General features: G+C 45.2%; 16 protein-coding genes and 1 pseudogene. 9 read left to right on the forward strand and 8 right to left on the reverse strand.

Translation table 11 applies throughout. The features are described from left to right. The first annotated feature begins 518 nt into the window (after positions 1–518). From M988_RS21240 to M988_RS21250, 3 genes are read left to right on the forward strand one after another with little or no spacing between them, the layout of a single operon-like run. Complete coding sequence (locus M988_RS21240; RefSeq protein WP_064575670.1) at positions 519–884, forward strand: hypothetical protein; 366 nt, start codon at positions 519–521, stop codon at positions 882–884. Between the two features lie 45 nt (positions 885–929). Next, positions 930–1,646 (forward strand): hypothetical protein, encoded by a 717-nt coding sequence (locus M988_RS21245; RefSeq protein ID WP_064575672.1) that lies wholly within the window; start codon positions 930–932, stop codon positions 1,644–1,646. Continuing rightward, entirely contained in the window at positions 1,643–2,416 is a 774-nt protein-coding gene (locus M988_RS21250) for a site-specific integrase (protein WP_064575674.1), read from the forward strand. The genes M988_RS21245 and M988_RS21250 overlap by 4 nt, the downstream gene beginning before the upstream one ends. A gap of 251 nt (positions 2,417–2,667) precedes the next feature. Here the strand turns inward: M988_RS21250 and M988_RS21255 are convergent, their stop codons facing one another. Further along, positions 2,668–2,904, reverse strand: coding sequence for a hypothetical protein (locus M988_RS21255; RefSeq protein ID WP_064575677.1), 237 nt, complete (start codon positions 2,902–2,904; stop codon positions 2,668–2,670). A gap of 234 nt (positions 2,905–3,138) precedes the next feature. Here M988_RS21255 and M988_RS21260 point away from each other — a divergent pair, with 234 nt between their 5' ends. Beyond that, complete coding sequence (locus tag M988_RS21260; protein WP_064575678.1) at positions 3,139–3,510, forward strand: hypothetical protein; 372 nt, start codon at positions 3,139–3,141, stop codon at positions 3,508–3,510. A gap of 88 nt (positions 3,511–3,598) precedes the next feature. Then, positions 3,599–4,067: pseudogene (locus M988_RS21265) on the forward strand (tyrosine-type recombinase/integrase); the annotation flags it as partial. 698 nt (positions 4,068–4,765) lie between these two features. Here the strand turns inward: M988_RS21265 and M988_RS21275 are convergent. The 3 genes from M988_RS21275 to M988_RS21285 form a co-directional block, all read right to left on the reverse strand. Then, entirely contained in the window at positions 4,766–6,016 is a 1,251-nt protein-coding gene (locus tag M988_RS21275; RefSeq protein ID WP_064575681.1) for a hypothetical protein, read from the reverse strand. A gap of 44 nt (positions 6,017–6,060) precedes the next feature. Then, positions 6,061–6,399, reverse strand: coding sequence for a hypothetical protein (locus M988_RS21280; protein WP_064575683.1), 339 nt, complete (start codon positions 6,397–6,399; stop codon positions 6,061–6,063). A gap of 99 nt (positions 6,400–6,498) precedes the next feature. After that, on the reverse strand, positions 6,499–6,732 hold the full coding sequence (locus tag M988_RS21285; protein WP_064575686.1) for a hypothetical protein: 234 nt from the start codon (positions 6,730–6,732) through the stop codon (positions 6,499–6,501). Positions 6,733–6,990: 258 nt separating this feature from the next. Between M988_RS21285 and M988_RS21290 the strand changes: the two genes are divergently transcribed. Next, positions 6,991–7,617 (forward strand): ParA family protein, encoded by a 627-nt coding sequence (locus M988_RS21290; RefSeq protein ID WP_064575688.1) that lies wholly within the window; start codon positions 6,991–6,993, stop codon positions 7,615–7,617. A gap of 42 nt (positions 7,618–7,659) precedes the next feature. Next, entirely contained in the window at positions 7,660–7,887 is a 228-nt protein-coding gene (locus tag M988_RS21295; protein WP_064575690.1) for a hypothetical protein, read from the forward strand. Between the two features lie 99 nt (positions 7,888–7,986). Here the strand turns inward: M988_RS21295 and M988_RS21300 are convergent, their stop codons facing one another. The 4 genes from M988_RS21300 to umuD form a co-directional block, all read right to left on the reverse strand. After that, the gene (locus M988_RS21300; RefSeq protein WP_064575692.1) at positions 7,987–8,412 is read right to left on the reverse strand and encodes a plasmid partitioning/stability family protein; all 426 of its coding nucleotides are present in this window, start codon (positions 8,410–8,412) and stop codon (positions 7,987–7,989) included. Beyond that, positions 8,405–9,382: a plasmid segregation protein ParM domain-containing protein gene (parM, locus tag M988_RS21305; protein WP_064575707.1), complete on the reverse strand. Its 978-nt coding sequence runs from the start codon at positions 9,380–9,382 to the stop codon at positions 8,405–8,407. Before parM ends, M988_RS21300 begins: the two co-directional genes overlap by 8 nt. Positions 9,383–9,649: 267 nt before the next feature. Beyond that, positions 9,650–10,909 carry a translesion error-prone DNA polymerase V subunit UmuC gene (umuC, locus tag M988_RS21310; protein ID WP_064575695.1) on the reverse strand — a complete coding sequence of 420 codons (1,260 nt, stop codon included), beginning with the start codon at positions 10,907–10,909 and terminating at the stop codon, positions 9,650–9,652. A gap of 1 nt (position 10,910) precedes the next feature. After that, on the reverse strand, positions 10,911–11,336 hold the full coding sequence (gene umuD, locus M988_RS21315; protein ID WP_064575696.1) for a translesion error-prone DNA polymerase V autoproteolytic subunit: 426 nt from the start codon (positions 11,334–11,336) through the stop codon (positions 10,911–10,913). Between the two features lie 242 nt (positions 11,337–11,578). Between umuD and M988_RS21320 the strand changes: the two genes are divergently transcribed. Beyond that, positions 11,579–11,830 carry a hypothetical protein gene (locus M988_RS21320; protein WP_223283632.1) on the forward strand — a complete coding sequence of 84 codons (252 nt, stop codon included), beginning with the start codon at positions 11,579–11,581 and terminating at the stop codon, positions 11,828–11,830. Then, positions 11,827–12,162 carry a hypothetical protein gene (locus M988_RS21325; protein WP_064575698.1) on the forward strand — a complete coding sequence of 112 codons (336 nt, stop codon included), beginning with the start codon at positions 11,827–11,829 and terminating at the stop codon, positions 12,160–12,162. The genes M988_RS21320 and M988_RS21325 overlap by 4 nt, the downstream gene beginning before the upstream one ends. Positions 12,163–12,208 lie beyond the last annotated feature (46 nt).

Here is a 12,208-nt window from a genome sequence, read left to right on the forward strand (position 1 = left end):
ATCTGATTATGTACGTAAAATGATAAATTTATATGGTGAATGATTTATCTCTACTTTGGTAAATATCAAATCAGGTATGAATTTATGTATTATGACAAATATCACATCTAGTATGATTTTATGTATCTTTATATAAAATCATATCTCTTACGCCTTTCTCATCACGCAGATCCGATTTCTGGCAGAAACGGATCTTGCTCCTCTCTAGGTCGTCCTTCGTCGAAAAAATCAATATGCGCGGTCGGATTTTATTTTTAGCCACTATATATAGTAGTATTGATATTGTCTTATCATACTCGTGGCGAGGGAGTACATCCAGAGTGTGCGCCTAAGCATCATGACCGACTTCCGAAAAATGTTAATATCCAAGAAAATCGGATCATGCCGACATCGGGATTCGATAATTACTTGGTGAGACTGTTACTGCTGTTGTATTCACTTTTAGTGATAAATGCTTATACATCTATATGCACGTAAATAATATTTAGTCGTATTACTATCACCTTAAGGAAAATGAGATGTTTGAATCGATCACCGGTAAAGATGGCTTTGGATATTCATTTGAAAAAATCCGCAACGCCATCGCGAATGGCGATGAAGGTAATATCCATGCAGCGACTCGTCTTGGACTGGATATCTTAGAAAAGCAGTATGTCTTGTTTGAACAAGAAATGGACGCAGCAGGAGAGCTCGCCGACTGGGCATATGATCTGGCCACCTATCGACACGCCATTACCACGTTGCGGGCGTATTTTGTAGGGAACCCAAATGGGCTAACCGAGCAGGATGCACGGATCTACTATGCCTATTTGGAGAGTGAGCATGATCAATTTTGTGATATCGCCAAGGAGATTATAAAAGAACGCGCTCAACCAACAAATTAAGCAGCGATCATGATGAGTAACAGGATTTCTCAATAAGGAAAAAGCATGGCTGACTGGTTTATTGCCACTGAAGGTGTAAAGGTGGTGAAGGACGGCGCCAGTCTGGCGCCACAAATTATCACGGCAGTAGCGTCGGTTGGCGCGGCCCTGGGGGGCGTGGGTCTGACGCATTATTTTACCCGAAAGCGCGAGGAAAGGGCCGCAGCAGCGAAGCAATCCAGTGAACGACTATTTATTGCCACAGAGCTGGTCTTTTTGCTCGAGCAATTTGCAGAAGCCTGCGCCAGCGTCGCAACCGATCAAGGTTACTTAAACCAGGACAGGATTACCGTTCCGGAAACGACTGTTTCTAACCTCAGTTACGATGCAGTCACAGGCGACTGGCGGGTTTTGTCGGCTAAGCTGATGTACCGTATACGGGAATTGCCTGTGATTCAGAGAGAGGCCGATCGTGCCATCGATGCTGCTGAAGCTTACCCTCCCGATTACGACGAATTTTTTGAGGTACGACAGTATCAATACATCCGGCTCGGGCTCAAGGCCATCATCCAGGCGCGACGGTTGCGACAGTTTGCTGGCTTACCGAACACTCGTCTCGATGCTTCTCCCTGGTCGGCACAGAACGTTCTCTGGAAAGAGTGGCGACTGGAACGAACCAGACGTTCGGTTCAGGCAACGTTGCGGCAACAGGCTTTTGCTCAACTCAATGTTGCTCTACAGCACAATATTGCTAATAACAATCAGCAAGGAGGAACGCAGTGAATCTGCCTGCTCAGTATATCCAGACCTCCTCTGTACATCTTCCTGTCGCGATTGACTACTCGTCGGCACTTGCCCTGCGTCAGATGGCGATTGTTCAGGACGAGTTACCGAAATACCTGCTAGCACCGGAAGTGAGTGCCCTGCTTCATTATGTCCCCGATCTGCACCGTAAGATGCTGTTGGCCACGCTGTGGAATACCGGCGCGCGTATTAATGAAGCGCTGGCGTTGACGCGGGGGGATTTTTCTCTGGCTCCGCCCTACCCGTTTGTTCAACTAGCCACGTTAAAGCAGCGAGAAGAAAAAGCCGCCAGAACAGCGGGCCGAACACCGACAGGCAGTACTTCGCATCGTCTGGTCCCACTCTCTGACACGCAGTATGTCTCTCAGCTGCAGATGATGATTGCGACGTTAAAAATTCCCCAGGAACGACGCAATAAACGCAGCGGAAGAATGGAAAAGGCGCGGATCTGGAGCGTGACTGACCGAACCGTCAGGACGTGGATCAATGAGGCTGTTGACGCCGCAGCAGCCGATGGAGTGACGTTCTCTGTGCCGGTGACGCCGCATACTTTCCGGCACTCCTATGCCATGCACATGCTGTACGCCGGTATTCCTCTGAAGGTGCTGCAGAGCCTTATGGGGCATAAGTCGGTCAGCTCGACCGAGGTCTATACGAAGGTGTTTGCGCTCGATGTCGCTGCGAGGCACAGGGTTCAGTTTCAGATGCCAGGAGATGAAGCCGTGGCGTTGCTGAAAGGACGAGGTTAAGTCAAAACCAGCACATATTTTTAGTTTTTTGACAACCGGAATAAATACGATCTGCATTATAGTGTCTCTGGACATTTTTTCCGATAGTGCCGGAATGTCCAGGGCAAGCAGCATTTTTCATGTGTCTTTCGTTGAGTACGGCAGGCAATCCGATGATGTCTTCACTAAATGGACAGAATTACCTGAACGTCCAAGCTGGCGTGGGGAATTAAAGGGGGGAGTAAAAAAGGCTGCTACAGCAGCCTGAAGTATCACCACATCTGTTTAGCTTTGGCTACTTGTTTTTCAATGTGAGTCTGAAGCATTCCTGGGGCTTTAAAATTTTGGTAGATGTACCAGACCATTTCTTTTTCAAAATCCTCAAATAATGCTCCGTCCTCTTTAGCGGCTTCAATCACCACCCTCGAATTCTGTATTTCAGTAGCATGACCAGCAAACACGCAATCTTGATCGCCAAAACAAGTTGAAACCCTCTGTGTCCACGACATATGTAGTCCTTATTGTGAAATTGTTTTTCATCGGTTGTGCTTGTAGAGAAACACCGCAATCAAGATATTGGGGGGGGAACTTAGTATTCAAGTGTTACTGGAAGGAATTACCTTTCTGTACAGTTGGCCGCGAGAATAAACCAGGCCGGAGTGAACCGGACTGCGAATGGTACGGCGATAGTGTGCGACGTAGTGGTACAATACAGTAACTAACACCTAATGAGAGGTTTTGTAATGAGTCAAGTAGACAAGTATCCATATCACCAAAACTTTGAGTTTCACCTAACCGACGCAAAATTTATGCGGGGCGTTATTGAACATCACGGCGATGGTACATTCGGAGCATTAATATCAGCTATTACTGCTGTAACGACACCGCTTCCCAAAACTTTTTGCGAACGTATTATTTGTCACGCGAATACAAACGCAATTGAGGCATTCGAGGAAGTAGTAAAAGTTGTACAGAAAGAAAGTTCGGCAGATGGACTGAAACTGTGTTTAGTTGTTAATGATGATGCTCCAAAGCATCTCAGTGTTGATGAACAGAAAATAGTTCTAAATCGTTACTACACTACACCTAGAGTTCCAGTGCAGCCATTTGCATGATGTGATATGTCCAATTTATTGAAGCCGAGTTGTAATCCTTCGGCTTTAATTGGACAGAATGACCTAAATGTCCAAAGTGGCGTGGGAATACCCGTTTGTTCAGTTGGCAACGTTAAAGCAGCGATAAGAAAAAGCCGCCAGAACCGCAGGTCGTACACCGACAGGAAGCACTTCGCATCGTCTGGTCCCACTCTCTGACACGCAGTATGTCTCGCAGCTGCAGATGATGATTGCGACGTTAAAAATTCCCCAGGAACGACGCAATAAACGCAGCGGAAGAATGGAAAAGGCGCGGATCTGGAGCGTGACTGACCGAACCGTCAGGACGTGGATCAATGAGGCTGTTGACGCCGCATACTTTCCGGCACTCCTATGCCATGCACATGCTGTACGCCGGTATTCCGCTGAAGGTGCTGCAGAGCCTGATGGGACACAAGTCGGTCAGTTCGACCGAGGTGTATACGAAGGTGTTTGCGCTCGATGTCGCTGCAAGGCACCGCGTACAGTTTCAGATGCCAGAAACCGATGCGGTAGCCATGCTAAAAGGGAACAGTTAGTATCCTCTACTCCCTAACTATCCCTGCTTTATGTTTTAAGAAGGTCACTGAGATGACCTAAAAGCATTGTTCGCAGATCAAATATAACGATTAAGATGAGTAATAAAGAGCGGCTTATTATTGCTGTTGGCGAAGAAGAACTCTTCGATAAAATCACGGCGAGCTTTCGCGCGATTTTTCAACCCGCAGAACTTTGGTTAAAAGAGACCACACAGATACGTCAATCTTGGGAACCTATAATTCCCCCACGACGACATGTCGTCACCAATTCTGATCGTACTTTACTGGAAATTATGCCGGACGGAAGTCTACGGCCTACGAGCGAGTTTTCATTTCGGCGATTCTCTGGCGACAAATATGAGGCTAAGGTCAGGTACCCTGAAGGACCCGGAACGGTACGGGCTCAACCACTTCCTGAAGCTCGAGTGCAAACACAAAAGGCCGCGCTACAAGCTTCCGTTACGATGTTTAGTAAAACTACGCGCCCAAGGCGACTCTAGCGTCATATCCTATGAATAGACATACAAGTGATGTGTGATGCTTTCATTTTTTCATTATTTCATTAAATCATGATTTAATTACATCATTACATCATTACATCATTACACCATCGACAGTTGGTGGATAAAGCAAGGGGGTTATTTTTGCTTATACTTAATAACCCCCTCTCCAGTTCTGCCGCCGGCATTGTGGTCAGGTCAATTTCCTTTCCAAAACATTCCAGTATCGTTACTGTTTTTCGACCACCAACAGTTTTCTGACATACTCCCTTGTGTGATCAATGTGAATGTAGGTTCAGCCCAGGCGTGCGGATAATTCCCCCTCGAGCCTGTCCGCTCTATTGGACGCTCTAGAAATGCGTAGCCAGTTTGATTTAATGTGTAGCCATTTCGTAATTGAAACCATTCACCATCGACCCATCCACCGTCCATCGCGTACATTTCTAGTGCTGCTTGGAGACTGTCAAACCCTTCGTTTTTCCTCTTCCGATTAATATCGGCTGATGCATCCAGCATATAGCTCGCTTTGGGCGGGATGCCGTTGGAAATCACAGAAACTTCCACATTAAACAAACGACCTCCAGAAATCCTGTGAGTATTCATAAGGATATCTTTCAACTCTGCCGAGTCTGCCTTAGTTTTTAAAAGCAATACTATCTCGCAGTTCGCTACAATCTCTTCTGTGGAATATCCAGGCCCAGGGGTAACCTTACAGGCCCCTTTCACACGTCCAGTTGGAGATGAAGATCTATCGCTAGCTTTATAAAGAGTCAGTTTGGGTACACCAGAAACCCAATCAGCAGACTTAAAACCAAAAGCGAATTCAATGTCTTGACCGATTTTTCGCTCAAGAGAGTGAACAAAACCACCAATTGCTGTTATTGCTGGGAAGCCTGCAGCTACCATTCCGGAAGATATGTTCATGCCTTCGCAACGAGCTGTAAGCTGCACGAAATCCCCTCGCCAATTTCCCTGTGCGATTTTTGCAGGTCCTCTACATAACATCCGAACAGCACCGCTTTGCATGAGTAAAGCTTCACCGTGATTAGCCATCGCCGCAGGTGTCGGCTGAATAACCCATTTTTTAAATAGGAGGTTCTGCTCGTAAAGCCGCTTATATAGCTCGTGTATGACCCCCATGCTCGCAACGGGTGAAACGCTAATATATTGATCATTGCGCCAATCAGTTGGAATCAAAAGTTGTTTCAGTTGAGGATCTTTAATGTCAGGCAACTGTGGCTCAAGCGAAAAATCATTAGGGAGTTTTGCCACCGCTTCTCGCCATATTTTCATTTCTGCAGCGCTGACTGGGGCGGCCCACATTTCCCTGCGCATTTCAATTGTCTGTGAACAAATCATCGAAGGCGGAACTTTGCCCACAATCTTTGCGGCAATAGCTGAGGACTTAATGCGTGCGTTGAACATCTTAGGTGCGTGCGTAGCTATCATGTGTCTAACTCCAATAAAACGACGAATTGGGCTTATTATCTACCCTAACCTTTGAATCCTGATACCCAGCCTTGGCTGAGCATCAAGCCTGCCAAACGTCGCAGTTCTTTTTCATTTTGGAGATTAAACAAGGAGTTAACCGTTATATTATCAGTGTCTTCGTAATACATTACGGTCATTGTCGAGTCTTCCGAGAAAGAGCATTGAGCATTAAATTCGCCGTGTTCGTATTGGGCATCAACAGAGAAGCTATTTTTGTTATAACCGGCGTTTTCTTTGTACTCTTTAGTTGCTTCACGAATTGCGAATGCGAGCTTTGCAGCTTGCTCGCTTTCTTCATTAGCAATTTGACCAATGATGAAATCTTGAATGGTATCTTTCATGGCTCAATTTCCTTTTATGCTGCCGCCTGCCTATCAGGTGGACAGTGTGGATGTTAATAAGAGGACATCCACTTTTACTATATTACGACTTCTATCACTTCACTCATCTATCATCGATTCCAACATGTAAAATGTTTGTCCGTTATGTTCATGTTTGGATAAAAAGAACGGAGTCTCAGAAGCAGATTTTTCATTTTTTTTACTACGACAAACTTTGAAGCTTCGTAAGTTTACTGGTGCGCCTTCAGTAGTAATATCACCTGCGACGTCTACAGATGGGCTATCAGTCGTAATAGAAATATGGCCTTCAGTTGTTTCGATAGTGCCTTTCATGACTTTCTCCATATGATGATGTTTTACTTATTATGGTTAGTATATCACCGATTATTACGCAAGTCATTAAATCATGATTTAATGAAAGCATGATTTAATTCATGTTTTTATATATATAATTCATTGTGTTATATTTTTCATGTTTTATTGAAATCATTAAATCATGATTTAATGTTGTGGCTAAATGTAAGCTATGTCATAGTGAATGAATTACGTGATTGCTATAATGAAATCATGATTTAATGAAGGGGTGATGTGATGGGAAAGGTTATATCGATTGTTGGCCAGAAGGGTGGTGGTTCAAAAAGTACTGATGCTAGAACGTTAGCCGTTGGATTTACTGATGCTGGATGGAAAACGCATTTAGCTGATATAGATACGAAGCAACAAACTTCCTTGAAGTGGGCGGAACGACGTGAAAAAAGTGGTCTGAGCCAAATTGATTGCGCTCTTTATCGTCGTGTAGAAACCGCTATTAGAATGAAAGATAGCTGCCATCTGCTCATTATTGATGGCCGTCCTGCCGCTGAAACTACATCTCTCGATGTTGCTGATGAATCTGATCTTGTCATTATCGCTACTGGTACCACTATTGATGATCTCGAGCCATCGCTCGAATTGGCGCGTGAGTTGATTAAAAAAGGCATTGATAAGGAGAAAATTGTATTTGCAGTCGCGAAATCTCCTTCGCCATCTCAAGGCGAAAAAGCTCAGGACACTATAAGAGCGTGGGGCTATAAAGTTCTTAATACAGTCATACCATTTAAAACCAGCTATGGAGAAGCTCTTGACGCAGGAAAGGCGTTGCATGAAACACCATTCAAATCGCTAAACGAAACAGCAAAGCAAATGATAGAAGAAGTTCATGATATAATTAATTCATGATAGCATGATTTAATTATTTCATTTTAGGTTGAGAGGTTATCTATGAAGGGCCCAAAAAATACAATCAAAATCGAACCTCCAAAAGAGGATGAGCCAACTCTGGATGTAACTGGGAAAGGTGCTGCACCGGATTCATCTGTAAAACCAATCCAGATAAAAGTTCCAGTGTCTAAGCATAAAGAAATGAAGGCTTATGCAGCAGAGCAGGGGATATCGATGACGGATATGCTTCTAGCAGGCTATGATATGTATAGGAATAAAATGAAATAATGAAAGTATGATTTCATGATTTCATTATTATAAAAATGATTAATTTTCAGTTGTTTACGGCTCCCAATCTCGCAGGCTGGGAGCCGTAGTGCTCTGATGCTAGTCGTCGTCAGGAAACATACTATTACTGTTAGACCGAGTCTTAATGACGTTGATATCTTCTTCAGATTTAGTGGGTTCGCTCTTAAAACCTTTACTTTGCTCTGCAGTCACCGACTGACCAAGGCGATTAAGTATTGTTTCTACCATCGCATCATCGGGTGAAAATGCATCTGGAATTACGCTACTGATAATTCGTTGAATATCCCTGATGGTTATGTCTTTAGTTGCTAGTTCGGCTATCAGATTAGGAATGCGGCGGTCTATTGCTGCTAAAGCAGCGCCAGTTAACAGAAATGCCCGCATAGTTCGACCTCGCTCTTTTAGACGAGTTTCGTCTAGTAAATCGCTGGCTAACTTATCTCCTATCTCTTCTGTCGGATATAAATTAAACGCTATCTTACGGGCACCATCTGTATTAGCCATTGCTGCTTCCTTCCTTCATTTCTAGCATGCCAAGAACCAGATCAAACTGTGGATTATCACTTGTATAAAAACGAGCGGCTGGGATGTTTGTATTCTTCTGGATATCTTCAGCAATCAATTTCGCGCCCCCTCCTACACACATGATATGTGTATAACCGTTAAACCGATCTATAACATTAAGCACACGATTTACAAGGAGTTTCTTTTTAGCTTCAATTGCGTTAATGACTTGAGTTCTCATCTCGGCATCTGGTAAACGGTGTTCTAACCAACCGTTCTCATCGCGATTTATGATCATCTTATCAGCCTGAAGTGAGCTGATACGAGTATATGATGCCAGTACATTTTTTATGTCATTGGTGATGATAGAAACGCCGATTTTAGGATCGCACCACGTATTGGTTATACCAGACATTTTGCTGCGTACATGGGATACATCCAGTGTCGTACCCCCTAAATCAACAATAAGCAGTGAATCATCATCCTCAAGCCCTGTGAGCACGTTAAATCCGGCAGGTATACTCTCCGGCAATACTGATACCTTACCTATTGAAAACCCTGATTTATTTCCCTGTAGAGAGACAGTTCGTTTCACGCTGTTTTTCTTACGCGTGATGTTTTCAGTTTTAGGCTGGAAGTCTGAATCAAGATACTCGGATAGTGGGAGAGTTACGACAACGTCGATGTCCTGCGGCTTAATTCCTGATTGGAGTAAGGCGTGATGGATAGCCACTGTATTGACAAGACTGTATTGATAGCGTGTTTCGGTTGTAACAACAGCGTCAACGCTGCCTGGATCAAAGCTAAATTTCTCACCCTCGATTTCATAGTTGGCAGATATTTGATCGCTGAATAAATTTAGCGACCATTCCGGTTTAAAACTGTTAGGACTGATAAAGGTTTTAACTTCACCATTATCTTTCCAAGCGAGCTTAATGTTCGTAGAACCGTCATCAACATATATACGCATCATAAACCTCAAAAAGTCACTAATCATGTTTAAAATACACATATATATTACCATTTATACATATATGTGTTCTTGTTGGGATTTTACAGGCTTAGTGAGTGGTTGTAAATCTCATATCAATACATATATGTGTTTTTAAGTATTATCATATGAGTATTTTATGGTTGATGTTTTTTAGTTGCGCACACCTACATGTCATATATATGACATGTAGGTGTATTTGTTAACGAGCTATCTAGCGTGTGACCTGAAGCGTTCTCTGGGGGGTTATGACAAGGCTGCGATAGGGAGATCTTTCCATTGCGTCGTATATGCTGGCGATAGCATTTCTCTTTTCATCCTCCAGCCTTTCTCAATCCCCTGTCCGCCAAACCATACTTTTCCGACACCTGTGCTGTTAATGCGATCGACAACTTTCATCAGTTGTTCACTGTTCGCGCGCGGCGGCGTCTCATCAAACATGTCTATCTGTCCCGGACGACTGCAGAAATCATTGAGCATGATCCCCGCTTTTTGATAGCGATATCCATCCCGCCAGATTTGAGACAGCGCTTTCATCGCAGCTGCGACAATATCGCGCGTATCCTGTGTGGCCAACATCATGATCTGATTAGCACTGTTGCCGTACTGCGGCTCGTTGGCATACGGACTGGTACGCAGAAAAACGCTAACGTGGCGGCAATACTGCTTTTCCTCACGCAGCTTTTCAGCAGCACGTTCGGCGTACTGACATATCGCTTGTTTCATGTCCTGCAGCTGCGTGATGCGTTCTCCAAAACTACGGCTGCAGATGATTTGCTGTTTTGCCGGCAGCGCTTCAATCGATATACAGGGTATGCCGTTTAACTCTCTGATGGTTCTCTCAACAACGACGCCGAATGTTTTCTTCATCAACTGCAAGTTCGCGTCAGCCAGCTGCAGGACCGTTTCGATACCCATTAAGCGAAGTTTTGCTGACAGCTTGCGTCCAATTCCCCATACCTCGTCGACCGGAAGCAGCGCCATCAGTTTGCGCTGACGTATGCGGTCGCTTAAATCGACGACGCCTCCCGTGGCGGGCCAGGTCTTTGCTGCGTGGTTGGCTAACTTGGCCAACGTCCGCGTTTGTGCGATACCAATGCCACAGGTTAGGCCCGTTCGTTGGGCTACGGTCGCCCGAACTCGTCGTCCATAATCAAGATACGGCTCGCTGGCATCGATGCCGGCTATCTGTAGAAATGCCTCATCGATACTATAAATTTCCAGCGACGGTGCCAGTGACTCTAATATCGACATTATCCTGTGGCTGATGTCGCCATATAACGCGTAATTCGAACTGAAACAGGCTATCTGATGCTGTTGTATCAATGCCTTAGCTTGAAAGAATGGGGCGCCTCGTTTGATGCCGAGTGCTTTCGCCTCTCTGTTCGCTGCGACAATCGCGCCGTCGTTGTTGCTAAGCACGATCACCGGTTTTCCCTTCAAGTCGGGCCTAAACAGTTGTTCGCAGCTGGCGTACATCGCATTTACATCGCAGAGCAGGAACATATTAACTTTTGTCCAGCGTATGAATTGCGTGCGTGACTACCCCAAAGATATCCAACTCGTCAGGATCGACAAATATTGGGCTGTAAGCACTGTTCATCGGCTGCAAGCAGAGCTGCGGATGTGTGCAAAGCCGCTTAACCGTGAATTCTCCGTCCACTGCAGCGATGACCGTATCTCCGTGAGACGGTGTCAGGGCGCGGTCTACCACCAATAAATCGCCTGACAAAATGCCCGCTTCAACCATTGATTCACCCTGCGCACGAACGAAGTATGTCGCTGAAGGGTGACGGATACAGAAATCATTTAAATCGAGCTGCGCTTCAATGTAGTCCTGAGCCGGAGAAGGAAAACCGGCCGCGCAGGTATCGCTAAAAAGTGGCAGTTGAAGGCGTGAGGTTGTAATGGCCGTGATGATTTCTGCTTTCATTGTTAAAACTCACAATACTGTATGGATTACCAGTATTATGAGCGGGAATGTTCCTATATGGCAAGTTGGGAAAATTCCTTTTTCCTAATGACGTGTTTTAACTGAAAAAGAATTCGCCATTTTATCTTCCGGTCGCTCAAAAAATAAACAATTGCAGGTTTCTCTTGTCACATCCCTCTCTCGATCGGTTACGGGCAGGTTATCCACAATGTTCTGCAGTCATTATGTGGAAGGATATTTCTATGTTGAAACCTGATGTAACCGCGCGGTCAATGACAATTGCTGCCTTTAAAAGCCGACTTTCACGCTACCCCGACGATGCCTTGTGTTGCGGGACGTTCTGGCTGGCCGACGACTTTTTATCCCTCGACGACACGCTCGATGAATACATGATTGAAGCGGCTATGGAGCGTGCGCAAGACAGCCATGATGCCAATATCGGATTAAATTGGGACGCTCTGCAGTGTGCGATTGATGAGGTCAAATCCGTATGAATACGTGGCTTGTTGGATTCGCCGTTGAAATCAGCGGCGTGGAAATGATGGTTTACCATATGGTTTCTGCGCAGACCCCGGAGCTTGCCGATGCGGGAGCAATGATGATGGGACGCACGTGGTGGGAGGACGGAAAAACTGTTCACGAAGGGTACAGCTGGCGCTGGCCATGCGGGAGTGTTTGGTTTAACAGCATCATTTTGCTCGACGATGTTGAGAACAGTATTGTGCGTGGGCTGAAGTTCCTTGATGCATGGCCTGTGACCGGAACACTGGACGACCCCGTCATCTGTGACGAATACGGTAATGACTGGCGGGAAATAACCCGCTAATTCAGACAGGGCAGAGTGACTGCCCTGTTCTTCGACGTCTGTATAT

It is taken from the genome of Hafnia paralvei ATCC 29927, assembly GCF_001655005.1.
Taxonomy (GTDB): Bacteria; Pseudomonadota; Gammaproteobacteria; order Enterobacterales; family Enterobacteriaceae; genus Hafnia; species Hafnia paralvei.

Coding starts and splice junctions, on each gene's coding strand:
- M988_RS21240 (WP_064575670.1), top strand. CDS start 519: ATGTTTGAATCGATCACCGGTAAAGATGGCTTTGGATATTCATTTGAA.
- M988_RS21245 (WP_064575672.1), top strand. CDS start 930: ATGGCTGACTGGTTTATTGCCACTGAAGGTGTAAAGGTGGTGAAGGAC.
- M988_RS21255 (WP_064575677.1), bottom strand. CDS start 2,904: ATGTCGTGGACACAGAGGGTTTCAACTTGTTTTGGCGATCAAGATTGC.
- M988_RS21260 (WP_064575678.1), top strand. CDS start 3,139: ATGAGTCAAGTAGACAAGTATCCATATCACCAAAACTTTGAGTTTCAC.
- M988_RS21275 (WP_064575681.1), bottom strand. CDS start 6,016: ATGATAGCTACGCACGCACCTAAGATGTTCAACGCACGCATTAAGTCC.
- M988_RS21280 (WP_064575683.1), bottom strand. CDS start 6,399: ATGAAAGATACCATTCAAGATTTCATCATTGGTCAAATTGCTAATGAA.
- M988_RS21285 (WP_064575686.1), bottom strand. CDS start 6,732: ATGAAAGGCACTATCGAAACAACTGAAGGCCATATTTCTATTACGACT.
- M988_RS21290 (WP_064575688.1), top strand. CDS start 6,991: ATGGGAAAGGTTATATCGATTGTTGGCCAGAAGGGTGGTGGTTCAAAA.
- M988_RS21295 (WP_064575690.1), top strand. CDS start 7,660: ATGAAGGGCCCAAAAAATACAATCAAAATCGAACCTCCAAAAGAGGAT.
- M988_RS21300 (WP_064575692.1), bottom strand. CDS start 8,412: ATGGCTAATACAGATGGTGCCCGTAAGATAGCGTTTAATTTATATCCG.
- parM (WP_064575707.1), bottom strand. CDS start 9,382: ATGCGTATATATGTTGATGACGGTTCTACGAACATTAAGCTCGCTTGG.
- umuC (WP_064575695.1), bottom strand. CDS start 10,909: ATGTTCCTGCTCTGCGATGTAAATGCGATGTACGCCAGCTGCGAACAA.
- umuD (WP_064575696.1), bottom strand. CDS start 11,336: ATGAAAGCAGAAATCATCACGGCCATTACAACCTCACGCCTTCAACTG.
- M988_RS21320 (WP_223283632.1), top strand. CDS start 11,579: ATGTTGAAACCTGATGTAACCGCGCGGTCAATGACAATTGCTGCCTTT.
- M988_RS21325 (WP_064575698.1), top strand. CDS start 11,827: ATGAATACGTGGCTTGTTGGATTCGCCGTTGAAATCAGCGGCGTGGAA.